The organism is Candidatus Acidiferrales bacterium (genome assembly GCA_036514995.1).
In the GTDB taxonomy this organism is placed as follows: domain Bacteria; phylum Acidobacteriota; class Terriglobia; order Acidiferrales; family DATBWB01; genus DATBWB01.
In genome coordinates, this window is record DATBWB010000085.1 from 1 (window position 1) to 21,158 (window position 21,158).

The window sequence follows — 21,158 nt, forward strand, 5'->3', positions numbered from 1 at the left end:
GGCTAGTGCCGTTCCAACTATTTTGGGCTAAGTTCTTCATGGACTCAGCACGTATGACTAATTATGTCGCTCCAGTGCCGTTCCAACTTGATGAGCCTATACATCTCGATCCTGTATGATCAATAAAGCATGCCCTGTGACTTGCGGAAAATGGCCCCAAATAGTTGGAACGGCACCAGCTCGCTATTCTGCTCAATTAGTTGGAACGGCACTAGTCCGTCGGAGCCGGGGTGCCGCCGCCCCGCCTTTCGATCTTTTCCGTCAAGAGCCCCAATTGGTCCACTCCCGCTGCCCGGACGTCATCCACAATGCCCACCACCGTTCCGTACTTGGCGCGGGCATCGCTTTTCACGTAAACCGTCTTATCCAGCTTGGTCGCGATCCGGTCTTTCACCTTCTCGGTGATTTCCTCTCGCTTGACCGGGGTCGAGCCCAGATAGATCCGACCATCGCGCGAAATAGCGATTACCACCGCGTCTTCCTTGTCGGCGTCCGGCATCTGCCGCGGATTATTCGTCTTGGCCAGATCAACGCTGATCCCCTTTTGAAGCATCGGTGTGATCACCATGAAGATGATCAGCAGCACGAGCATCACGTCGGCCATGGGGGTGACGTTGATGTCCGAGACGACTCTCCCCGCTTTCAGCTTTCTGGCCATCGTGCTCTCCACTTACTTCCGGCCGCGCTTCTTGATGAAGTAATCAATCAGCTCGGAGCTGGAGTTGTCCATTTCGACGTCAAAGGACTCCACCTTGCTGGTGAAGTAGTTGAACATCCAGACGGCCGGGATGGCGACAAAAAGGCCGACGGCGGTGGCGACGAGCGCCTCAGCGATGCCGCCGGCGACGGCTGCCAGGCCGGTGGACTTCTCCGCCGAAATGCCCTTGAAGGCGTTGATGATGCCCACCACGGTGCCGAACAGGCCGACGAAGGGAGCAGTGGAGCCGATCGTCGCCAGGCCGCCCAGACCGCGCTTCATTTCAGCATGGACGATGGCCGTGGCCCGCTCGAGCGCCCGCTTGCTGGCCTCGACCTCTTCGCCGGAAATTTCCGACGAGACCTGGTGAGCCTGAAACTCCTGCAGGCCGGCGGTGACGACCTTGGCCAGGTGCGACCGCTTATTGCGCTCGGCAATGGAGATGGCTTCATCTATTTTGCCGTCACGCAGGGCTCCGGCAACCTGTTGGGCAAAGATGCGCGACTGCTTGCGGGCGGCCGAATAGTAGAGCCACCGGTCAATCATCACCCCAACCGACCAGGCCGACATGACGAAGAGGCAGACAACTACCAGCTTGGCCGCCCAGCCCATTTGCCCCCATAGGGCGCGCAGGTCCCAGCCGATGACCGGTGCCGCTTCCTGGAACAGCGCCAGTGCAATCAGAGAAAAGTTCGAAAGCATAACGATTGGTTCCTCCTTGCCCCGCTGCGGCGGGGCGCGAAAACTTTTTCTACTGCGCGAGAGTGAAGACCACATCAATGGTTGTCACGACCTCGACCGGTTCTCCATTCAACAAAGTGGGTTGATAACGCCACTGACGAACCGCGTCCATGGCCGTTTGAATGAGAAGCGGATGGCCGCTGATGACACGGAGGTTTTGGATGCTTCCATCTTTGGCAATGATAGCCTCCAGCCGCACCGTGCCCTGGATACGGGCCGATTTAGCCAGGGGCGGATAGAGCGGCATCACCTGGTTGACCAGCTTGGCTTGCTGGACGTTGCCGCCGACGCGGATGCGCCTGGCCTCCCTAGGCGGGGCAATCGCCTGGGGCACCAAGCCACCGATGATGCCGCCGATCACGCCGCCCATGGCGCCGCCTGCCACTCCGCCCGGCACGCCGCCGACCACGGTGCCGAGATCGGTCATCTGCTCTTCCCTGATCATGGCGATTTCTTTGGGAATCGCGGTCGGCGCTCGCAGTCGGCCCGCTTCAATGAGCTTAGCCATGGGCTTGACCCTTTGCACCACCGGCTGGGCTGGCGGCGGCGGGGGCGGCGGCGGCGGCGGCGCGGCCAGGAACGTGGTCAGCATCTGTTTCGGCAGCGCTTCCGTGTAAAGCAACGGCATCAGAATCATCACGCCCAGCAAGACAACCTGGAAGATCGTCGAGAGCGGAATCGTGGCGCGACGCCACTCGCCCGTGTGGAAGCCGGTATAGATGAGATAGACGGCGATGGCTACCAACAGACCGCTGATCGCAACCACCAGGACCAGGTCCGGAATCAGCAGCAAGCCCGCGATGGTGAACAAAAGGGGGAGAATGGCCACGAACGCCGTCCAACCCATCCGGTTGATCCTGATCCGTCCCGTATCTCCCCAAGCGTAAACCATCATGAAAACATAGAATGCTACGACGGCCGACAGGAGCATGGCCAGGAAAAGCACGACCGAAGGGCTATAGGTTGCTCCCGCCAGTTGGTTTTCCACATACCACAGAATAGGAGTGAGCACGACGAAGACGCCGATCACCACGCTCCAGCCGGTGCCGGTGATAGCCGCCTTCTCCCCCGCCCTCGAAAGCACCATTTTTTCAAACATGGTTGTTTGCCCCCTGTTTGCTCGAGCGAGTCACACCCATTCTTACGAGCCCGCTCGGGCGCGAGCCGTTGCGCTCTGGCTTCGATTTTTCCATGTGTGCCAAACCAGCAGGACAGGACTCGCAACGGCGATGGATGAATACGTTCCTATCACAATGCCCACTACCAGCGCAAACGAGAATGCCCGCAAGACATCGCCGCCGAGAAAGAACAGTGCCAATACAGTAAGGAATGTCAGCCCGGACGTCAAGATGGTTCGCGAGAGCGTCTGGTTAATGGACTTGTTGATGATCTGCCGCAATGGCTCCCGCCGCATCAGGCGAACGTTTTCCCGGATGCGGTCGAAAACCACAATGGTGTCGTTCATCGAATAGCCGATCAGTGTCAGCAGCGCCGCGATGACGGTCAATGAAATTTCGAATTGAAAGAGTGAAAAGAAACCCAACGTGATCACGACGTCGTGAAGGGTGGCGATGATCGCGCCCACGCCGTAGATCCACTCAAAACGGAACCCGATATAGACCAGCATCCCGGCCAGGGCGTACAGCGTGGCCAGCACCGCCTGCCGGCGGAGATCAGCCCGCACCTTCGGTCCAACAATCTCCACGTTCCGCACCGCAAACTCGGCGAGGTAGCTCGAGCGAGCCAGTTCGCTCACTGCTTCCGGGCGCACGCCGGCCAGCCCCTTCAGCTCATCCAGGCTGCCAATCAGGCCGCTCCGCTGCTTGTCGCGGTAGTCGGCAATCGCTCTCGCCATCTGCTGGTAGTTGGCGGCGGCCGCTTCCGGGCCAAGGCCGGCGAAATGCGCTGGATCCGAGCTTAGCAGCAGCCCGCTGATGGCCGCAACGCTCGCATTATTAAGATCAAGCTTGCCGGCCGGAGCGGCAAAGGTCTTGTTCAGGGCGGTGAGGATGGCCTGCTTGCTCGCATCGAGCGCCTCCGCCTGCGTACCCTCGCTTTTCTGCTCTACCCCGATGACCACTTCATGCTCGGCGGAAGGGCCGATGCTTTGAATCTCGCTGTCGCCAAGCCCCTCGGCACGGAGGCTGTTGCGAAGCTGGTCGAGCGGGGGCGTCTGTTTGAATCTCACATAGACCAGGGTGCCGCCTTGGAAATCGATGCCGAAAGCGGGGCCGCGGTGGCGGACCAGTGAGACCAGCCCGGCGCCGATGAGCACCGCCGAAAGGATCAGAAAGTACTTGGCCTTGCCAAGGAAATCGATGTTGCTACTGCGGAAGAATTCCATCGAAGCAGGCCTCTCCCTGTTTCCTTAGACACCGCCGGGCGATAAAAGTGCCCCTTTGCGCTTCCCCCGGGCATCCCGAGGGCACGGCGGCAGGGGTGAATACTCCCCCGGCCGGACCCCCGGGATATTGCTAAATGGAAAGCTGGGCCTGGCGCGGCATCCGGCCGAGCTCCCAGTCAAAGATTACGCGCGACACCCAGACCGAAGTAATCACGTTGGCGACCAGGCCGATGACGAGGGTGGTGGCAAAGCCGCGCACCGGTCCGCTCCCGAACATGTAGAGAAAGAAGGCCGAAACAATGGTGGTCACGTGCGTGTCCACGATGGTGATGAAGACGCGATTGAAACCGACTTCGACCGCCGAGACCGGCGCTTTCCCTATGCGCAGTTCTTCCCGGATGCGCTCGAAAATCAATACGTTCGAATCCACGCCCATGCCCACCGTCAAGATCACCCCGGCGATGCCGGGCAGGGTGAGCACCGCATCAATGGCCGCCATGGCTGCCAGGAGCATGAGCAAGTTCAGGATGAGCGCCACGATGGCGTTGATGCCCGCCGCCCGGTAGTAGATCACCATGAAAACCATGACCACCGTCACGCCTACAATCGATGCCCGAAAGCCCTGCTTGATCGAGTCGGCGCCCAGCGACGGCCCGACCGTCCGTTCTTCCAGATACTTGATCGAGGCCGGCAACGCCCCGGCACGCAAAACGATTGCCAGGTCGTTCGCTGAATCGCGAGTAAAGTTGCCGGTGATTCGCCCGGAATCGTCAATCCGGCTCTGAATCGTGGCCACCGACTGGATCTTATTGTCCAGGACGACGGCCAAAGGATTGCCTACGTTGGCGGTCGTAAAGGGTCCAAACCGGCGAGCGCCTTCGGTGGAAAGCGTGAAGTCCACATCCCACTTGCCGGGCACTTCCGGACTGGGCGACGGTTTGGCGCTACGCAGGTCGCGGCCGGTCACCACCGGGATCCGATTCGCCAGGTACCAGGCTTCGCTGCGGGCGGTTTGCCCGGAAACGCGTTCCACCGAGCGCAAAACCTGGGTCCCTTCGGGCAGCACGCCGCCGTGCGCCGCGAGCGCTTCTTGCTCCGAGCCATACGGGTTCGGCTCGCGCACCAGCCGGATTTCCAGCATGGCGGTTTCCTGCATGATGCTCTTCACGCGGGCCGGGTCGTCCACACCGGGCAGTTGCACCAGGATCTCCCAGTCCCCCCGGCCGCGTTCCTGGATCGACGCCTCGGCCACCCCGAGGGCGTCCACCCGGCGGCGGATGGATTCAATGGATTGGGTCAGCGTATCCTGGCGGATCTGGCTGACTACCGTCGGCTTGAGCGAAAGAGTATAGGAGGTGGAATCGCCCGGGGTGGGTGCCCAGTCGTATTCGGCAAAGCGATCGCCGACCATGTCTTTGAAAGCGGAGGACTGGTCAGGGGGTATCCCGAGGACTTGGATGTGCGTCAAGTCCAGCTTGCGCACCTCGTTGTAAGTCAGATTGCGGTTGCGCATCTCCTCCCGCATGCGATCCATGGTCTGGTCGGTATGAATGTTCACCGCATCATCCACCTGTACCTGGAGAATCAGGTGGCTTCCCCCGCGCAGGTCCAGCCCCAGGCGGATCCGCTCCCTGAAGTTGTTTTTCAAGTCGGCCAGGTTCTTGGGGGGAAACTTGGGCATAAAGAACAATCCGTACAAACACAAGCCCAGGACAATCAAAATGACCAGGGCTTTCCATTTCAGATTTGGGTTCATCGCCTTGAGGGTTTCTCGAGAGGTCCTGACGCGTCGGGCCTCGGGTGGTCCCGCAGCGCGGGGCCGCTACCTTTCTTCCTTGCTCGGTGGTTGCAGGCCGGCAATGGCCGGTCGGGCCACCTCAATCCGCACCTGATCGGCCACTTTGAGTTGTACCGTTTCCTCTTTGAGGCCGACAATCGTGCCGTAAATGCCGCCGGTGGTAACCACCTTGTCCCCCGCCTTCAGATTGGCCAACATCTGCCGGAGGCGTTTTTGTTTCCGCTGGGCCGGCAGGATCAACAGCACATAGAAAATGAGGATGATCGGGAGAAACATGACCAACGGCTGCCAGGCGCTGCCTTCAGCCGCCATGGCCGGCAAAAAAGGGGGGGCAATCAGCACCAAGATATCCTTTCTGAATTTGGTCAGGGCGCCTGATGGCGCCGATCCAAACCCTTGGCGCCGAAGGGAGCGGAACTTTCGAGACCTCCTTGTCGCCCTTCGCCCTCTAAGCGCCAGCCCCGTCTTGTCGTCCCGAGGCTAGGGATGGGAACGGTACTGGAAGTCAAAGCCCGCCCTTCACAGCCAAGGCGGGCAACGTGGTAACCGTTCGCTGAAACTAGGCGCATCCGGAAGGTCGCCCCCGGCTAGCTCAAGGCCGAGTCCGGTTCGCGCAGAGCGCGGAGACCAGACAGGAATTTCCTCAGGTCTCCAAGCGGGATAGCCTGCCTGATTCGAGCCATCATGTCAAGATAAAAGAACAAGTTATGGTAGGTATGGAGGATGGCGGACAGGATTTCATGGGCCATAAACAGGTGGCGCAGGTAAGCGCGGGAGTAATTCCGGCAAACGAAGCAGGGACACTGTTCGTCAATCGGTCGTGGGTCGCGGGCGTAGCGGCTGTTCTTGATCGAAAGGGTTCCATTCCACGTAAACAGACAGCCGTTGCGGGCATTGCGCGTCGGCATGACGCAATCCATCATGTCCACTCCCCGAAGGATGTACTCGCCGAGCGCCTCCGGTTTCCCAACCCCCATCAGGTAGCAGGGCTTCTCGGACGGCAGCTTCTCCGCCACCCGTGCGGTCATTTCCAGGCTCAGCTCTTCCGGCTCACCTACGGCCAGCCCGCCAATCGCGTAGCCCGGCAAATCCATGGCGACCATCCGTTCGGCCGATTGCCGGCGCAAATCGGCAAACAGCCCGCCCTGGATAATGCCGAAAAGGGCCTGGCTGGCCGAGCAACCTCCTCCCTGCGCAAAGGACTCCTGGCTGCGACGAGCCCAATCGCAACTTCGCTCCATCGCCCGGCGTGTCCGCTCGCGGCTCGCAGGGTACTCAATGCACTCGTCGAGCTGCATCACGATGTCGGCGCCCAGCGCCAGTTGAATCTCCATGGCTTTTTCGGGTGAAAAGAAATGTTCCGAACCGTCGAGGTGAGAACGAAAGAGCACCCCGTCCTCGCTCACCTTGCGCAGATCAGCCATGCTGAAGACCTGGTAGCCCCCGGAGTCGGTCAGGATCGCCCTGGGCCAGGCCATGAAGCGATGCAGGCCGCCCATCTGGCGGATCACCTGGTGGCCCGGGCGAAGATAAAGATGGTAGGTGTTGGCGAGGAGAAGCTGGATGCCCAGCTCGCTCAGCATCTGCTGGGTCATCGCCTTGACCGTCGCAGCCGTGCCCACCGGCATGAAGACCGGCGTGTCAATCACCCCGTGCCGCGTGTGGAGCCGCCCCAACCGCGCCCGGCTGTGCGGATCGCTGGCGACAACCTCAAAGTGAAAACCGGTGGCCATGGCCTTTGCGGGAAATCAATGGTTCACGATGAATGGTTCACCCTGAATCGTCTTCAAGCGGCGTCTGCTTTTTTAAGTGGAGACGGCACTAGCTGAAAATCGCCGCCCAGCCTGTTGCCAGCAGCACCCACACCAGGAAAAGCCCCAGGACGCCGGCAAAGGCCTTGCCGAAGGAAATCTTCCCTTTCGTCATGGTGGAAATGCCGATCGAAATCAGCGCCATGTTCCAGATATTGAAGAGATCCACCGAACTTCCCAGGCGCAACAGCCATTTCGCGGTTGTCTCGCCATCCATCACCGCCGCCAAGTTGGTGGCCACAAGGTTCCGGATGTCGAGCATGTCCGGGTCCTTGAGAAACATGACCGGAAAAGCGAGCAGACCTTTGACCGCCTCGGGCATCCAGCCGTAGGCAGCCGCCGCGAAATACTGCTTGGCAGTCAAGCCGGCGGCCATGCCGAAATTGAATACCAATAGAAAAACACCGCCGACGACAAGCACCGCCACAAGCGGGCCCACGACCGAGAAGACATAGCCAATTAGGGGGGCGTACTTGGTCTGTTGCTCGATGATGCGCTCTTTCTGTTCGGCGGGCAACTGAGCTGTCCGCGAACTGCCTTCGATCTCCTTGCGCATGAAACTTTCCCAGCCGGCTCGCTTCCCGTAGGTGTACGTCATCAGGCAACTGAGAATTGCAATCATCACGATCGGAGCCCACCAGCTCGGGCGCACGGCAATGCCGCGAAACGTTTGGCTGGGGCTGAACAGAACCTTTACCGCATTTCCGAAGGGGTTTCCCGCAGGCCCTTGCTCAGGAGTGGAAGTTACCGTCGCCATCGTGCCTCCCTTTTCGAATTAGAATTTTCGTACTGAGGTCGCGCTGGAAGTCTGACGCCTAGAACCTGTAACCTGCTACCTGACACCTGCAACCTGCAACCTGAAACTCGGTTCCGAACGCAGGCCATCCCCATTGTTACACGAAATGACATGCCACCTGCCGCCCCTCCCCGCCTTTCGGGAGCAGAGCCGGCTCTTCCGCGCGGCACCGCTCCGCCGCCAGCGGACAGCGCGGCTCGAAGGGGCAGCCGCCGGGCGCCACCTTCTCGGTGGTTGCCTTGGCCGGCAGCGCTTCGAGCTGCCGCTCCACTTCCGGCACCGAACGCCGCAACAATTGGGTGTAAGGATGCAAGGGATTCTGAAGGACGGCCCCGGTCGGACCGCTCTCCACTATTTTGCCCCGGTACATCACCGCCACCCGGTCGGCAATCTGCGCCACCACCGGCAAGCTATGGCTGATGAACAAATACGTCAAATGAAATTTTTTTTGAAGCTCCCCGAGGAGCAGAATGATCTGCGCTCCCACCGAGACATCGAGGGCCGAGACGGGCTCGTCGGCAACGATGAATTTCGGTTTCAACGCCAGCGCCCGGGCAATCCCTATCCGCTGCCGCTGTCCCCCGGAAAATTCGTGCGGATAGCGGCGGAGCGCCTCCGGGCCCATCCCAACCGCTTCCAGCAGTTCCGCCACCCGCGCCTGTCGCTCCGCCCGCGACATCCTTTCATGAATGCGGAACGGCTCGCCAATCGTCTCTCCGATGCGCATGCGCGGGTTTAAAGAAGCGTAAGGGTCCTGGAAAATAATCTGCATCTCTCGCCGCTGCTGGCGCAGTTCCTCGCCCTGAAGCGCCATGAAATCGCGCCCGGCAAATTCGATCTTGCCCGCGTCCGGTTCGATCAAGCGGATGACACAACGGCCCAGGGTGGTCTTGCCGCAGCCCGACTCGCCCACCAGGCCGAGTGTTTCCCCGGCGGCGATGCTCAAGCTCACCTCATCCACCGCCACCGTCCGCCGGCCCCGCCCGAGCCACCCGCTTGCCGGGTAGCTCTTCTTCAGGTTTTGCACCCGAACCAGCGGCTCTCCCTTTTTGGGTGCAGACGCGCTCATGGCTGTTTGCGCATGGCCATCGCCACCGAGTGCATGGTGAAATGCAGCTGATGCCCTTCCCACCGCGGCCCGAAACCGGCCGCATCGCTCTCCATCGAACGCCACATCAACTCGTAGCACTCGTCATAGATTGACGTGCCGGCCTTTACCCCGGCCACCGCCATCCAATCCTCGAAGTCACGATCCCGATCAAAGAGAAACCATTCCGGAGAACCGCTGCCCCGGGCACACATCCGGGAAAGCTCGGAAAGTTTGAGCGTGCGCGTGTGAGAAGCATCGCGCAATCGTTCGATCTGATTGTTGCGGGCTGCCCGGTCGTCCTCTTCGGGAGCGATCAGATCAACGATAAGGGCCCGCCCACCGGGTTTGGTGACGCGCAGCATCTCTTCGAGAACCCGCTCGGGGGCGGCAAGATGATGGAACGAATAGGCGCATGACACGATGTCGAACGTCGCATCGGCAAAGGGGAGCGCTTCCGCGCGACCGCGACAAAACCAGCAACAAGTGCAGCCGGAAGCTTCGGCTTCCTGCCTGGCCCGCAGCAGCATCTCCGGCGTCAAGTCCACGCCGACCACGCCCGCCCCGATAGAATCGGGGCCGGCAACGCTTGCGGCAAACGCCAACGCAAGTGTCCCGGGCCCGCAAGCCACGTCAAGCACGAGGGAGGCTTTCTCAGGCTTCGCCCAGGCGACCACCTGGCGCATGTCTTGAGCGCGCCTGGTAAGGACAAAATCGCTGAACACTCCGGCCGTCCGTCCGAATCGCTCCAGAATTTTCTGTTCCTGGCTACCCATCGTCATTCGCCGTCTTCCACTCTCAGCTTGGCCGGCCTTCAAAAAAAGCGGCCTCAGGCTCGGATGCACCGCGCCTGATGGCCAGCCCCGTCCCGAAGCCTCGGGACGGGGCCGGCGGCAATCTCCCGCAGCTCCGGGACTGCTTTGCCGCAATCGTCAATGGCGATGGGACAGCGCGGCCGGTAGGCGCAGCCGCCCGGCAATTCACTGAGCGCTGGCACGGTGCCCGGGATGGGCTCCGGCTTTTCCTTCCCCAGGCTCGGCGCAGCGCGGCGCAACCCCTGCGTATACGGGTGTCGCGGATTGGCCAGCACCTCGCCCGCCGAGCCATGCTCGACGATCCGGCCGCAATACATCACCGCCACCCGGTCGGCAAGCTGGGCCACCACCCCCAGGTCATGGCTGATAAACAGCATGGCCAGTCCCAGTTCGGCGCGCAGGCGGCCCAGGAGCTCCAGGATTTGCGCCTGGATGGTTACATCGAGCGCGGTGGTCGGCTCGTCCGCAATCAAAAGCCGCGGACGCGGGGCAAGCGCCATGGCAATCATCACCCGCTGGCGAAGTCCGCCGGAGAGTTCGTGAGGATATTTCCGGCGGCACTCCTCGGGCTGCGGCACCGCTGCCATGCGCAGTGCCTCCAGGACCCTCGTCTCCAGCTCCTTTCGGCTCAGCTTCTCATGGGCGCGAACGCCTTCGGCAATTTGATCGCGCACCTTCATCACCGGATTGAGCGAAGTCATCGGCTCCTGGAAAATCATGGCCATCCGGGCTCCACGAACGCCCCGCATTTCCTTTTCGTTGAGCCGAAGCAGGTCGCGCGGTGGCCCGCCGTTGGCCGAGTCAAAATGAATTGCCCCCGCGACAATTTCGGCCGGCGGAGCCAGTAACCGCATCAGCGCATAGGCCAGCATGGATTTGCCGCAGCCCGATTCGCCGACCAGGCCCAAAGTCTCGCCCGGCTCGATGGCAAGCGAGACCTCGTTGACCGGCCTGATCCGCCCGGCAGCCGTCGGCAGCTCAACCGTGAGTTGGCGCACATCCAGAAGCGGCATGGCTACTATCGCTCGGGCGATATTACCACGCCAGCCCGCCGCGGGCAGACCCCTGGCGGCACCCTCCCCTTTATGCGTAAGCGTTCCTGGGACTTGACCGGGCGTGTCGGGCATGCTGTCATGGTGCGATTCTGACCCCCGATGCGTCGGGGCAAGGACATCAGGCTGTGAAGAATTCCATTCCCTCTCCGCCGTTAGGCTGGCGCGCCTTGTTGGGCGTCGGCCGCTTCCGTTTTTTATGGCTGGGAATGTTCGTCTCGCTCTTCGGGACGGGCATGAACCATGCCGGGGTGACCTGGTACATTTTGGAACAAACACAATCGACCCTGGCTGTCAGCCTGATGGTGGCGCTGGTGACCCTGCCCGGGCTGGTGGTGCCTTTGATTGGCGGGGTGTTGATTGACCGGGTGGACCGGCGCTACCTGGCCATCACGCTGGATGTGGCGCGCGGTTTCATTGTGCTCGGCGTGGCCGCGCTGGCGCGCACGCCCCATTTTAACCTCGCCACCCTGTATGCCATGGTTCTCCTCGTCGGCATGGGCTTTGCCATTTACTGGGCGACCTCGGCCGCGCTGGTGCAGGAGATTATTCCGCGAGATCATTTGGTGCAGGCAAACGCGGCCGTGCTGATCGCCGTCCAGGGGGGAATGATGTCGGCGGGTGCGGTGGTGGGCTTCCTCTATGTGCGGGCCGGCATCTCCGGCATTTTGGCGATGGATGGCTTGACCTATTTTGTTTCCGCTCTGTGCCTTTGGAGTTTGCGCCGTGGCTACCGCTTGCCCCAACGCCTTGGCCAGGAGCCGCCCATTATCGAGGCGGCCGCGCCCGTTCTGGGCGAAGCGGTGATGCCGCCGGTGGGGGCGCCCGAGGCTTTCGAGCCGCAAGGGCTCATCCGAGGATTCCTTGCCGAACTGCGCGAAGGGCTGGCCTATCTTCGCGCCCAGCCGCGCGTTTTTGCGATCGGCCTGACCTATGCTTGCATGATGGCGGGCGTCATCAGCGCCAACGTCATTGTGGTGGCTCTGGCCCGAGATATCTTGCAATCCGGGCCGCGCGGTTACGGCTACATTGAGGCCGGCTGGGCCGCCGGAGCGGTATTGGGTGGATTGGCTTCCCAGGCGCTCGTGCGAAAATTTTCGCCTGCCTCGGTCGCCATTCTTGCCTTGGTGATGCTTGCCTTTGGGCACGCGCTCTTTCCCTTTGTGACGGTGCTGGCGGCGGTGGTGGTGATGAATGCCGTCTTCGGCGCCTGTCGGGCGCTCGGCGGCATCGTCACGCAATCTTCCATCATGGCGGTGGTGCCGCAGCGACTGATGGGGCGCACCCAGAGCGCCTTTTCCACCATTTCCACCCTCATGCAGGTCGTGATGAGCTTTGTGCTGGGCTGGCTCGCCCACGTCGCATCCCTGAAAGTGGCCTTCCTGGTCCTCGGCCTGATTTACGGAGCGGCCGTCCTCGCCGCCGTCCAGGCGCGCTCCCTCGCCCGCCAGCCCGATTCGGGCGAGCAGGAAACGCTGCAACCTGTATAGCAGCGCCGGGCTTCGAGCCCGGCATACGGCATGGCAGGATCGGCTTCACCCGGAACGGGATAAATTCCGATACTCCTTTCGCCCGCCGGCTCCTCGGAAGACCTGCCCGCTCCCTCTTGTCCGCCTACCGTTTCGCCAGGAGAGTCCTCAGCTCTTTTAGAACATTGGACTGTTCCTCTGCTTCCTCGGCAATCCCGGCTCGCATGGCATCGAAGGCAGGTAGCCGCGCAATCTCCGGCAAGGGTGATTTTGCGCCGCGGACGGAGAACCAGATGATCTCGTTCAAGACGCGCGGATCCGCCATGTCGGCGTGCGCCAGGTTCTGCTCGGCTGTGCGCTGGATCCAGTAAGCCGTGGCCGCATCGCGCGCCAGCTGGTTCATCAGGTTATCCAGGGAGACGTCTGGCAGCAAGGCCTTGTAGGGACGCAAGTCGGCTTCGTCGCGGAAGAGGTCGATCGGCGCAGCCGAGGCGTCGAGCTGGTTCATGGGTTCCATTCCCAGCAGCAGCTCCATCGTCCGGATCATACTCACCGTATTGTGAAATTCATGGACCAGCGCTCCGGGACGGTTGTAGGCGCTTATCACCAGCGCCGGCGCGCGGTGGGCATCGACGTGGTCGGGGCCGTCCTGCGCATCGTCCTCCACGATGAAAATGGCCGTCTCCTTCCAGTACGGACTGCTGGAAACGGCCTCCACCAGAAGACCGACGGCGTAGTCGTTGTCGGCCACCATAAACTGCGGCGTCGGCATGCCCGGGGTGAGGCCGGCAGTGTGGTCGTTGGGGAGGCGCAAGAGGGTGAAGTTGGGCAGCCGCTCAGGCCCTCCCCCTTCTCTCGCGGCGACGAAACCGCGGAACTCCTCCAGCCATTCCCCCATGCGTGAATTCCCGCGAAACCGCTCGTCCGGGTTCGTCCGGGTAATCAAGGGATGGATGCCGCCCCCGGACTCCTTCGCGGCGCGGTAGGAATCCACCGTCATGGCATCGGGCGTTTCCACATCGTAATTGCGAAACGTCAGGCTGTGCCGGCCTTCGAGCGACTTCTTGGTAGGAAAAGCCGCTGCCATAGGCGAAGTATCCGGGTAGGATTTCGGGCGGTTCGCGTTGAACGCGGCCACGTCGGCTTCCGAGATCGTTCCGATGAACTCGCCGTAGTTGCGGTAGGTCAGGCCGGCGCGCGCGGCGGCGTCCCAGAGATATAAGGTTTCGGGCTCGGCCACATCGCGCCCACCGTTGAGGTAGGGGATGAAGCGTCGCATGTAGTTGGCAATGTCCTCGGCGGTGACGGGCAGGGGCAGGAGCGGCGGCGTCTCTTTCATCGGTTCGGTGTTGGGCAGGCGGTTGAAGCCCTCGTAGTCATAACTGCGCCCGCGGCCGGAATATTCCCAGCGGTAAGCCTTGTGCACATAGTCGCTGGAGAAAGCTGCGGTGGACCAGTTGTGCCCGTCGGGACTGGCCTCGGAGTTGACAAAGAACCGGTCCAGCAATCCGAAGCGCAACGCCAGTGCGCGGTGGTTCGGGGTGATGTTTTGTGCCGGTCCGCCCGGCAGCCGAGCCGCCTGGCCCCCTCCAAAGATGGCAAGCGTCGGGTCGCCGTCCGCGGGTTGGCTGTCGCCGGCGCGCTCGAGATCACCGAACACTTGGTCGTAGGTTCGGTTTTCCTTGATCACGTAGATGATGTGTTTGATCGGCGACGCGCCCGGGAACAGCCGGGGGCGTGCGGCGCCCATCAGACCATTGTTGCGCAGCACCTGCTGGGTGTATCGCGCCAGTGTGAGTTCATCCGGTTCGGCCAAGGTGCTGATGTTCCCTGCCACCAAAGCCAGAGCATACTGCCCGCCCTGCCCGCCCGCTCGACCGCTGCCCGCGGGGAAGCGGTCATTCGGCGTGTTCGGCACGCGGCCGGAGTTATTGACGACGAGGGAGGAATTCTCAAAGCCCGTGCCCTTTCCGTTGCCGATGAAGAGCGTCCTGTTGACCACCGCGACGGCGGAGGGATACTGCCCCGTCGGGATAAAACCACGCACCTTGCTGCGTTCGGAGTCTCTTTCCTCGCGCCCCTTGGCTTCTCTTGGCTGGTCCGCATCGGTTTCGCTTTTCTCCCTGCCGCGCGCCTTGGCCGACAGTGCCACGACGGCCACCGCGTTACTCTGCGCGTTCGCCACGTAGAGCGTGGCCCCGTCACCGCCGAGCGCCAGGCTTTCGGGACTGCTGCCGAGGCGAGCGCCCTCGGCGAGCCGCACGTTGATCCGCTCGATCTCGAGGTCTGCCGCCGTGTCAATCACCGAGACGCTGTCCTCGTTCGAGTTGACAATGTAGAGCCGCGTGCTCGCCGCATTCAGGACCATCGCCGTCGGGTGCCGGCCGACCGGGATGTTGGCAATGGGTCGCTCGGGGCGGCGCGGATCCACCACCGCAACCGAAGCGCTGTTCCAGCAGGAAACATATACCTTGGCTGTCGTGGACGAATCTTTCGACGGCAGGGCCACAACTCCGAAGGGATAGATGAAATGTCCCGGGTGGCCGCCTCGCAGGTCCACCCGCGTGAGGTTTCGTGCGCCCCGCAGGTTGCTGAGGATGCCCAGACTGTCGCCGAGGTTATTCGCGACGAACAGGGTATCGCCGTCAGGACTGATCGCCAATCCTGTGGGATAGACGGGCTCACGGTTGCCGTGATAGCGCGGCGAGGGCGCCGCAGAGGCAAAACCACTTACCTCGATGAACGGCGCTTCCACCCTGGTATTTGGCCCCGGAGACGGAGGAGCAATCGGCTCACGCGCGCCGGGGCGGAAGCGAAACATCCAGATCTTGTTCTCGAAGCCGCCGGAAACATAAAGCCTGTAGGTGTCGCCCGGCTCGGCCTGGGGCGCGAAGACGACACCGACATTGGCGCTCTGCGGTGTGGGAAAATATACATTCTGGATGACCACCGGCGAGGGTTGCGCGTTCAGGTCAATCACCACCAGCGATTGTTGCGCGCGGTTGGTGGCGGCATTGAACTGGACGCCGAAGCCGCTGTTGACCGCGATCAGATAGCGGCCAAAACCATCCGGCCCGGTACGGTCGGGGCTGCGGACAAAATCCACCGGCAAGGCGCCCACGGCTGGCTGGCGGGTGTTTGCATCGAGCACGAGCGACCCGGCGGGCGTGATCGGTCTCCCCTGCGAGGCCGGCTGATTGGTGACCTTGATGTCCCCCGCTGAAGCGAACGGGCCAGCCGCAGCCACCAAAGCGAGAAGGAAACCAGCGATCAGCAGCGCAAGGCGTGAAACGGAGCGGTTCATGAACAGAGTCTCCTCAAGCGCGGGCCGGCCCATACAGTCTAGCCTGAAACCACACGCCCTTCGACTGTCTGGACTAGCCTAACCGCCCACAAGAGGGTAAACAAGCATGGCAATCAGTGTGCCTCTTCACAAATCGGGACACTACCGAAGCCGGCTCGCCGCGAGGGGAACTATCGGGACTTTCCGCCAAAGACGAGCTTTGAAAAGATTTCCGGATGAATCGCCCTGGCGGCGGTGCCGGGGCTGACGAGCGGGACGTTCACCTGAAGCGGCAGGGTGGTTGGCGGAAGGCAGAGCTTGTCGTTGCAGGCCTGATAGCGGAGCTCGAGCGGCAGAGCCACTTCGCCGCGCGGAATCCTCGGACTGGTCGCCACCCGCAGGCCGAGCACGATCGTGCCGTCGTACACCGCCATTTTTTCATCGGAGAAAGCAAACTCTTTCAGGTTCGCCTTGGGGTAGGCCGCCTCGAGCACCCGCATCCCGGCGGGCGGCTGGGCGCGCAATTGCGTGGGAATCAAATATTCCTGGAGCGGCTTGGAGGCGTTGATGTGGTACCCAGGAGCGATTTCTGCCAGGACGGCGACGCGAAATTCGCCTCCTTGCGGCACCGATTGCAGAGAAACATAGCCCTGCGCGCGGACAATCGGCTCGTTCCTCCTCGGAAATTGCGCCGCCCGTGCGAGCGGCGGGCCGTTTGCGGTCAAGCCGCCGGCAACCAAGAGACTGGAAAACAGAAAATAGAAAATAGAAAAGAGCCTATTTTCTAATTTCTCTTTTCTAATTTCTGTTCCCTTACCCATGTACTTCTTTGAATCCTTCCGGATGAATTAGAGTTCCTTCGCAATCTGTTCGTTCACCTGGTCTTCGTAGGCCAGCAGGATGCCAAGATAGCGTTCCACGATTTGGCCATTTTTGGAGATCAGAAAGCTCGTCGGAATGCCCAGGATGCCCCCAAATTTCGTGGCGACCTCCTCATCGCCAATCCAGATGGGATAATTGACCTTGGCCTGCTGCGCGTAAGGGGCAACCACTTTGGCGCCCTCCTCGTCCATGGCGATGCCGACCACCGTGAAGCCTTTCTCGCCGTACTTCTTCTGCAGCTCAATCAGCCACGGAATCTCGATGGTGCAGGGCTTGCACCAGGTGGCCCAGAAGTTGACCAGCACGACCTTGCCTTCGAGGTCCGACATCCTGACCTCGCGGCCCTCCAGGTCCTTGATTTTGAATTCAGGCGCTCGGTTCGCCGATGCCGCTGTGCCCGACCGGGCTGCCCGGGGCGCGCTCCGCCGGCCATACCAATATGCTCCGCCCACCAGGCCGGCCACCAGCAACAGCCCCAAAATCGTCTTTTGTCCCGAACTCATTCCCCCTCCTTGCCGAAGCATAGAAATGCGAACATAGAAAAGAGAAATTAGAAAACGGGCCTATTTTCTATTTTCCATTTTCCCTTTTCTGCCTTCAGCATGAATGCTTACCAGACGAAACGATTCAAGAACGCAAGCTGGTTCGAAAGCCACGTCAGCCGGTTGAAGAAGATGAGCAGGCCGACGGCCAGCAATAAGATCCCGGAAAATACTTCCACGGCCTGCAGGTGGCGGCGAAAGCGACGATAAAAACGAAGAAAGCCGTTGATGCCCAGCGTGGTCAGCAGGAAGGGCAAGCCCAGACCCGCCGAATAGACAGCCAGCAGGTTGATTCCCTCGCTCACTTTCTCCTTCGTCGCGGCGAGCGTCAGCACCGTGCCCAGGATCGGGCCGATGCAGGGCGTCCAGCCAAAAGCAAACGCCAAGCCGATCACAAATGCCCCGAGCCACCCCATCTTCCCCGGCGCGCCCTGAAAGCGCTTCTCACGGTAAAGGTAGGAGATCTTGAGCAGGCCCGTCAGGTGCAAGCCAAAAAGAATGATGATGGCGCCGGCAATCTTGTAAAACAGCGGTTTGTTGAGCAGGAGAAATTTTCCCACGGCGCTGGCCGACGCGCCAAGCGCCACGAAGACGACGGAGAAACCCAGGACGAAGGCGAGCGAGGAGGCCAGGATGGGCCCGAGCTTCGCCTGCTCGGAATCCTGCAACTGCTCCACGCTCAGGCCGGAGATCAAAGAGACATATCCCGGCACCAGCGGCAACACGCAGGGCGACAGGAATGAAATCAGCCCAGCCAGAAACGCCGTCGCAAAGGTGACGTCAACCATACGCTCGTTCTCTCTTAGATGCGTTTCTCAACCGATGCGCTTCAGCCATTTTCTCACATCCCTTTCCCTCCCGCTGCCGCCGTTTGCATGCCCTGCCTCTTTCTCCTAGAATGGGGTTTTTGCGTCCCGGTCAGCGTGGGTGACCGATGGCCTGCCCGATCTGCCAAAAGCGCAAGGCAAAGCGTTTCTGTCCCGGCAAGGGTGAATCTATTTGCCCCGTCTGTTGCGGGACGGAGCGCGAAGTGACCATTGATTGCCCGGGCGACTGCCCCTACCTCGTCGCCTCGCGGCGATACGGAGAAGAGCGAAAAACGTTCACCGCGGGCGACCTGCCGTTTCCCGATGTGGCCGTGCCCGAGGATCTGGTCCACGTCCAGCGGAAATTCCTTTCCGGCCTCGGCTACGCCATCCTCTTATTCTGGAAACAAACTAAGGGCCTGACGGACGCGGAGGCTCTCATCGCGCTTGAGCATATGGCGCAAACCTTTGAGACGCTGCGCAGCGGGATCTACTATGAAAAGCTGCCGGACGCGGCACTGCCCCGCGAGCTTTATCGCCAGCTTGCCGCATTTATCCAGGAGTATCAGAAGAACGAGGCGGAGCGCACCGGCTCCGCCCCCTTGAGCTTGACCGGCGCTCCCGCTCTGCCTGAAAAAGAGATTTTTCAGGTGCTCGTTTTCCTTTTGCGCGTGGGAAGGTCGCGCACCAACGGCCGGCCCAAAAGCCGCGCCTTCCTTGACTTTCTCCGGGCGCAGTATCCCGCCGAGGCGGACCTCAGGAAAGAAGAGCCGCGGATTATTGTGCCGGGAAGTTAGTAAAAGCTGATTCACAGCCGGTGGGCGTGTGCAGGTGTCATCCTGAGGCCCGACCCTGTCGGAGCGAAGGATCTCACCGCGAGATGCTTCGTCCGCCGCGGCGGACTCAGCATGACAAGGCTGCTGAGACTGTTCACGGAGTTAACCCCGACGCTTTGCGTCGGGGCCCAGAATGACGTCAACGTTAGTGCTGTGCGCTTATGAAATGAGCCTGACCCGGTAGAAACTGTTCCGTTCTATTTCAGTTTTGCCAGATCGAAGACGGCGTCCACTTTAGGCCCGTCGGGCGATTCCAGCACGATGCGGAGCGGCTGCTCGGTGTCCAACTCGTCGAGCGGCACGCTGAAGGCCAATTCCACGTGCCAGGCCGCCCCTGACGGCGGCGCTCCGTAGTTCTGATAGTCCGAAAATTTTGCCGTAAGCTCCTCGTCATCCTGATAGGCGCGCATGCGATAGTCTTTGCCCGGCTCGAGCGTTCGGGCGGTGAAAAAGAACATGCGTGCCCGGAGAACAATGTTCTTTTCAAGCTCCTCGGTCGAGGCGAAGGCTTCCTTCTCGGTGTAGCGATGGTCGGTGCGGTGCTGGGTCGCCGCCAACGTCGCAATCCGGCTGAAGCGCGTGTCCAGCGTGATGCGCTCGACCGGCGGGTCGGTCACTCCTCGAAAAAGTTCGTTGTAGGGCTCAAAGAATTTCTGAAGCGATTCGACATCCTCCGTCTGGCCTAGCTTGATCGCCGCGCGCGCCGCATCCTCGTCAATCTGGAATCGAGAGTGCTCTTCGGCAGCCGACAGTGAGCCACCCGGGAACAGGCTCGCCAGGCAGACCGAGATGAGCACCCTCACCAAGGATTTCACGCCAACATTGTAGCGCAGGCAAAGCGGCCAGGAGCGGGAAACGGAAAACCGGAATGCGGTAGTCCTATTTTCCGATTCCTGTTTTCTATCCCTCAGCAGGGATTCATCCTGAAGTCCGGAAGTATGGTCTTTGTCGGCGGGAAGACAAATCCGAGGCTCATCTGTGGCTCTGGTGCGGCGAGGCCCTGAACCGTCTGATTCAGGGCGAAGCGATCCGGCTCATACGGCCTGCTCGCGAAGCCGTGTTTGGCGCGCAGGCGAGCGAACAAGCCCGCGATGCGCGCGCGATATTCTTCCGGGGCATAGCCGGAACGGGCATACCAGCGACGATACTGCCTCGCAAGCCGCGGAAATTTTTCATCGAGAAACGGAAAGAAAACCTTCTGCGCCGAAGGCATCAGGAAAAGCACGTTGGCGGCAAGCCACTGTGCCTGGTGCTTGGCGGCGGCCTCGGCCAGCGCCTCCAGGTCCGCTTCGCGGTCGGTGATGCCGGGCAGAACCGGCATCACGAAAACTCCGGCATGGAGTCCGGCCTGGCGCAACGCGGCCAAAGCTTTTAACCGCAAATCCGGCCGGGGAGCGCGCGGCTCGAGCGCCCGGGCGAGCCGCGCCCGAAGCGTCGTGATGGTGATATTGATGTGCAGGTCGGAGCGGCCGGCGATTTTCTGCAAGACGTCCACGTCGCGAACGATCTGGTTGGATTTGGTGGTAATCGAAAGGCTCAAGCCCCGCGCTTCCGCGAGCGTCTCCAGAATCTGGCGCGTCACGCCGAATTGCCGCTCGGCAGGCTGATAGGGATCGGTGGCGGTGCCGATGGCGATGCTCTCCCCTGAACGCACGCGGCCGAGCTCGTTCTTGAGCAGGCAAGCTGCATCCTGCTTGGCATAAATCTTCTGTTCAAAGGCGGCCGGGTCGAGCTCCATGTACTCGTGGGTGTAGCGAGCGTAGCAGTAGCGGCAGCCAAACTCGCAGCCGCGGTAAGGGTTGATCGTCCAGGTGAAGGGCACCCGCTCGGAATAACACCGGTTCAGGATCGAGCGGCAGCCGATGCGGAAGTATTCGACGTTGTTCTTTTCCTTTTCGAGCGGGGCGTTGGCAGCGAGGCGCGCGATGCCGATTAAACCAGCGTCGCCGGTTGCGCCCTGGTTAATCGGTTGCCCGGTGGGGGTGAGCCCTCTTGGGTTGGGTTGTGTCTCATCTGTGGAAGCGGGGCTATTCGGGGTCATGCCCGGTTGTCTTGCGAGCGAAGGGCTCGGCGGGTTGAGAAAGAGAGTGGGTGTCGTGGTTGCCATCGCGCGCCTCAAATGCCCGAGTGGTGTCATTCACCCGAGCTAGCCAGCGCCTTTCGATGGTCTTATTATCTTCGCTTTTTGTTCGCCCTGTC

General features: G+C 61.3%; 19 protein-coding genes. 2 read left to right on the forward strand and 17 right to left on the reverse strand.

Annotated features, from left to right (window positions below; genetic code table 11):
* Positions 1-211: 211 nt before the first annotated feature.
* From VIH17_06025 to VIH17_06075, 11 genes are all read right to left on the reverse strand, one after another.
* Positions 212-658: a biopolymer transporter ExbD gene (locus VIH17_06025; GenBank protein ID HEY4682792.1), complete on the reverse strand. Its 447-nt coding sequence runs from the start codon at positions 656-658 to the stop codon at positions 212-214.
* A 12-nt stretch (positions 659-670) separates the two neighbouring features.
* Entirely contained in the window at positions 671-1,399 is a 729-nt protein-coding gene (locus VIH17_06030) for a MotA/TolQ/ExbB proton channel family protein (protein ID HEY4682793.1), read from the reverse strand.
* Positions 1,400-1,448: 49 nt separating this feature from the next.
* Positions 1,449-2,537 carry an energy transducer TonB gene (locus tag VIH17_06035; GenBank protein ID HEY4682794.1) on the reverse strand — a complete coding sequence of 363 codons (1,089 nt, stop codon included), beginning with the start codon at positions 2,535-2,537 and terminating at the stop codon, positions 1,449-1,451.
* Between the two features lie 42 nt (positions 2,538-2,579).
* Positions 2,580-3,782 (reverse strand): protein translocase subunit SecF, encoded by a 1,203-nt coding sequence (gene secF / locus VIH17_06040; GenBank protein ID HEY4682795.1) that lies wholly within the window; start codon positions 3,780-3,782, stop codon positions 2,580-2,582.
* Positions 3,783-3,912: 130 nt separating this feature from the next.
* A complete protein-coding gene (secD, locus tag VIH17_06045) occupies positions 3,913-5,538 on the reverse strand; it encodes a protein translocase subunit SecD (GenBank protein ID HEY4682796.1) in 1,626 nt (541 codons plus the stop codon).
* Positions 5,539-5,604: 66 nt separating this feature from the next.
* Positions 5,605-5,922: a preprotein translocase subunit YajC gene (gene yajC / locus VIH17_06050; protein ID HEY4682797.1), complete on the reverse strand. Its 318-nt coding sequence runs from the start codon at positions 5,920-5,922 to the stop codon at positions 5,605-5,607.
* 245 nt (positions 5,923-6,167) lie between these two features.
* Entirely contained in the window at positions 6,168-7,313 is a 1,146-nt protein-coding gene (gene tgt / locus VIH17_06055; GenBank protein HEY4682798.1) for a tRNA guanosine(34) transglycosylase Tgt, read from the reverse strand.
* Between the two features lie 88 nt (positions 7,314-7,401).
* Positions 7,402-8,148 (reverse strand): YIP1 family protein, encoded by a 747-nt coding sequence (locus VIH17_06060; protein HEY4682799.1) that lies wholly within the window; start codon positions 8,146-8,148, stop codon positions 7,402-7,404.
* Between the two features lie 136 nt (positions 8,149-8,284).
* Positions 8,285-9,256, reverse strand: coding sequence for an oligopeptide/dipeptide ABC transporter ATP-binding protein (locus VIH17_06065; protein ID HEY4682800.1), 972 nt, complete (start codon positions 9,254-9,256; stop codon positions 8,285-8,287).
* A complete protein-coding gene (locus VIH17_06070) occupies positions 9,253-10,056 on the reverse strand; it encodes a methyltransferase domain-containing protein (GenBank protein ID HEY4682801.1) in 804 nt (267 codons plus the stop codon). Before VIH17_06070 ends, VIH17_06065 begins: the two co-directional genes overlap by 4 nt.
* Before the next feature lie 47 nt (positions 10,057-10,103).
* On the reverse strand, positions 10,104-11,102 hold the full coding sequence (locus VIH17_06075) for an ABC transporter ATP-binding protein (protein HEY4682802.1): 999 nt from the start codon (positions 11,100-11,102) through the stop codon (positions 10,104-10,106).
* A gap of 167 nt (positions 11,103-11,269) precedes the next feature.
* On the opposite strand from VIH17_06075, the gene VIH17_06080 reads away from it, so the two are divergent.
* Positions 11,270-12,631 (forward strand): MFS transporter, encoded by a 1,362-nt coding sequence (locus tag VIH17_06080; protein ID HEY4682803.1) that lies wholly within the window; start codon positions 11,270-11,272, stop codon positions 12,629-12,631.
* A 124-nt stretch (positions 12,632-12,755) separates the two neighbouring features.
* Here the strand turns inward: VIH17_06080 and VIH17_06085 are convergent, their stop codons facing one another.
* The 4 genes from VIH17_06085 to VIH17_06100 all read right to left on the reverse strand — a co-directional run bounded on the left by VIH17_06085 (position 12,756) and on the right by VIH17_06100 (position 18,105).
* Positions 12,756-15,914, reverse strand: coding sequence for a bifunctional YncE family protein/alkaline phosphatase family protein (locus tag VIH17_06085; GenBank protein ID HEY4682804.1), 3,159 nt, complete (start codon positions 15,912-15,914; stop codon positions 12,756-12,758).
* Positions 15,915-16,084: 170 nt separating this feature from the next.
* Positions 16,085-16,714, reverse strand: coding sequence for a protein-disulfide reductase DsbD domain-containing protein (locus VIH17_06090; protein HEY4682805.1), 630 nt, complete (start codon positions 16,712-16,714; stop codon positions 16,085-16,087).
* 27 nt (positions 16,715-16,741) lie between these two features.
* Positions 16,742-17,278 carry a TlpA disulfide reductase family protein gene (locus tag VIH17_06095; GenBank protein ID HEY4682806.1) on the reverse strand — a complete coding sequence of 179 codons (537 nt, stop codon included), beginning with the start codon at positions 17,276-17,278 and terminating at the stop codon, positions 16,742-16,744.
* Between the two features lie 107 nt (positions 17,279-17,385).
* Positions 17,386-18,105 (reverse strand): cytochrome c biogenesis protein CcdA, encoded by a 720-nt coding sequence (locus VIH17_06100; GenBank protein ID HEY4682807.1) that lies wholly within the window; start codon positions 18,103-18,105, stop codon positions 17,386-17,388.
* A 146-nt stretch (positions 18,106-18,251) separates the two neighbouring features.
* Here VIH17_06100 and VIH17_06105 point away from each other — a divergent pair, with 146 nt between their 5' ends.
* Positions 18,252-18,920, forward strand: a complete 669-nt coding sequence (locus VIH17_06105; protein ID HEY4682808.1) for a hypothetical protein — start codon at positions 18,252-18,254, stop codon at positions 18,918-18,920.
* A 236-nt stretch (positions 18,921-19,156) separates the two neighbouring features.
* Here VIH17_06105 and VIH17_06110 read toward each other — a convergent pair whose 3' ends face one another.
* Entirely contained in the window at positions 19,157-19,774 is a 618-nt protein-coding gene (locus tag VIH17_06110; protein HEY4682809.1) for a hypothetical protein, read from the reverse strand.
* Between the two features lie 92 nt (positions 19,775-19,866).
* The gene (locus tag VIH17_06115) at positions 19,867-21,066 is read right to left on the reverse strand and encodes a radical SAM protein (GenBank protein HEY4682810.1); all 1,200 of its coding nucleotides are present in this window, start codon (positions 21,064-21,066) and stop codon (positions 19,867-19,869) included.
* Positions 21,067-21,158: the final 92 nt, after the last annotated feature.

Excerpts from the sequence above, each read along its gene's own strand:
- VIH17_06115 (HEY4682810.1), bottom strand. The coding sequence starts at position 21,066 with ATGGCAACCACGACACCCACTCTCTTTCTCAACCCGCCGAGCCCTTCG.
- VIH17_06070 (HEY4682801.1), bottom strand. The coding sequence starts at position 10,056 with ATGACGATGGGTAGCCAGGAACAGAAAATTCTGGAGCGATTCGGACGG.
- VIH17_06095 (HEY4682806.1), bottom strand. The coding sequence starts at position 17,278 with ATGAGTTCGGGACAAAAGACGATTTTGGGGCTGTTGCTGGTGGCCGGC.
- VIH17_06075 (HEY4682802.1), bottom strand. The coding sequence starts at position 11,102 with ATGCCGCTTCTGGATGTGCGCCAACTCACGGTTGAGCTGCCGACGGCT.
- secD (HEY4682796.1), bottom strand. The coding sequence starts at position 5,538 with ATGAACCCAAATCTGAAATGGAAAGCCCTGGTCATTTTGATTGTCCTG.
- secF (HEY4682795.1), bottom strand. The coding sequence starts at position 3,782 with ATGGAATTCTTCCGCAGTAGCAACATCGATTTCCTTGGCAAGGCCAAG.
- VIH17_06030 (HEY4682793.1), bottom strand. The coding sequence starts at position 1,399 with ATGCTTTCGAACTTTTCTCTGATTGCACTGGCGCTGTTCCAGGAAGCG.
- VIH17_06060 (HEY4682799.1), bottom strand. The coding sequence starts at position 8,148 with ATGGCGACGGTAACTTCCACTCCTGAGCAAGGGCCTGCGGGAAACCCC.
- VIH17_06065 (HEY4682800.1), bottom strand. The coding sequence starts at position 9,256 with ATGAGCGCGTCTGCACCCAAAAAGGGAGAGCCGCTGGTTCGGGTGCAA.
- tgt (HEY4682798.1), bottom strand. The coding sequence starts at position 7,313 with ATGGCCACCGGTTTTCACTTTGAGGTTGTCGCCAGCGATCCGCACAGC.
- VIH17_06035 (HEY4682794.1), bottom strand. The coding sequence starts at position 2,537 with ATGTTTGAAAAAATGGTGCTTTCGAGGGCGGGGGAGAAGGCGGCTATC.
- VIH17_06085 (HEY4682804.1), bottom strand. The coding sequence starts at position 15,914 with ATGAACCGCTCCGTTTCACGCCTTGCGCTGCTGATCGCTGGTTTCCTT.
- VIH17_06090 (HEY4682805.1), bottom strand. The coding sequence starts at position 16,714 with ATGGGTAAGGGAACAGAAATTAGAAAAGAGAAATTAGAAAATAGGCTC.
- VIH17_06100 (HEY4682807.1), bottom strand. The coding sequence starts at position 18,105 with ATGGTTGACGTCACCTTTGCGACGGCGTTTCTGGCTGGGCTGATTTCA.
- VIH17_06025 (HEY4682792.1), bottom strand. The coding sequence starts at position 658 with ATGGCCAGAAAGCTGAAAGCGGGGAGAGTCGTCTCGGACATCAACGTC.
- VIH17_06105 (HEY4682808.1), top strand. The coding sequence starts at position 18,252 with ATGGCCTGCCCGATCTGCCAAAAGCGCAAGGCAAAGCGTTTCTGTCCC.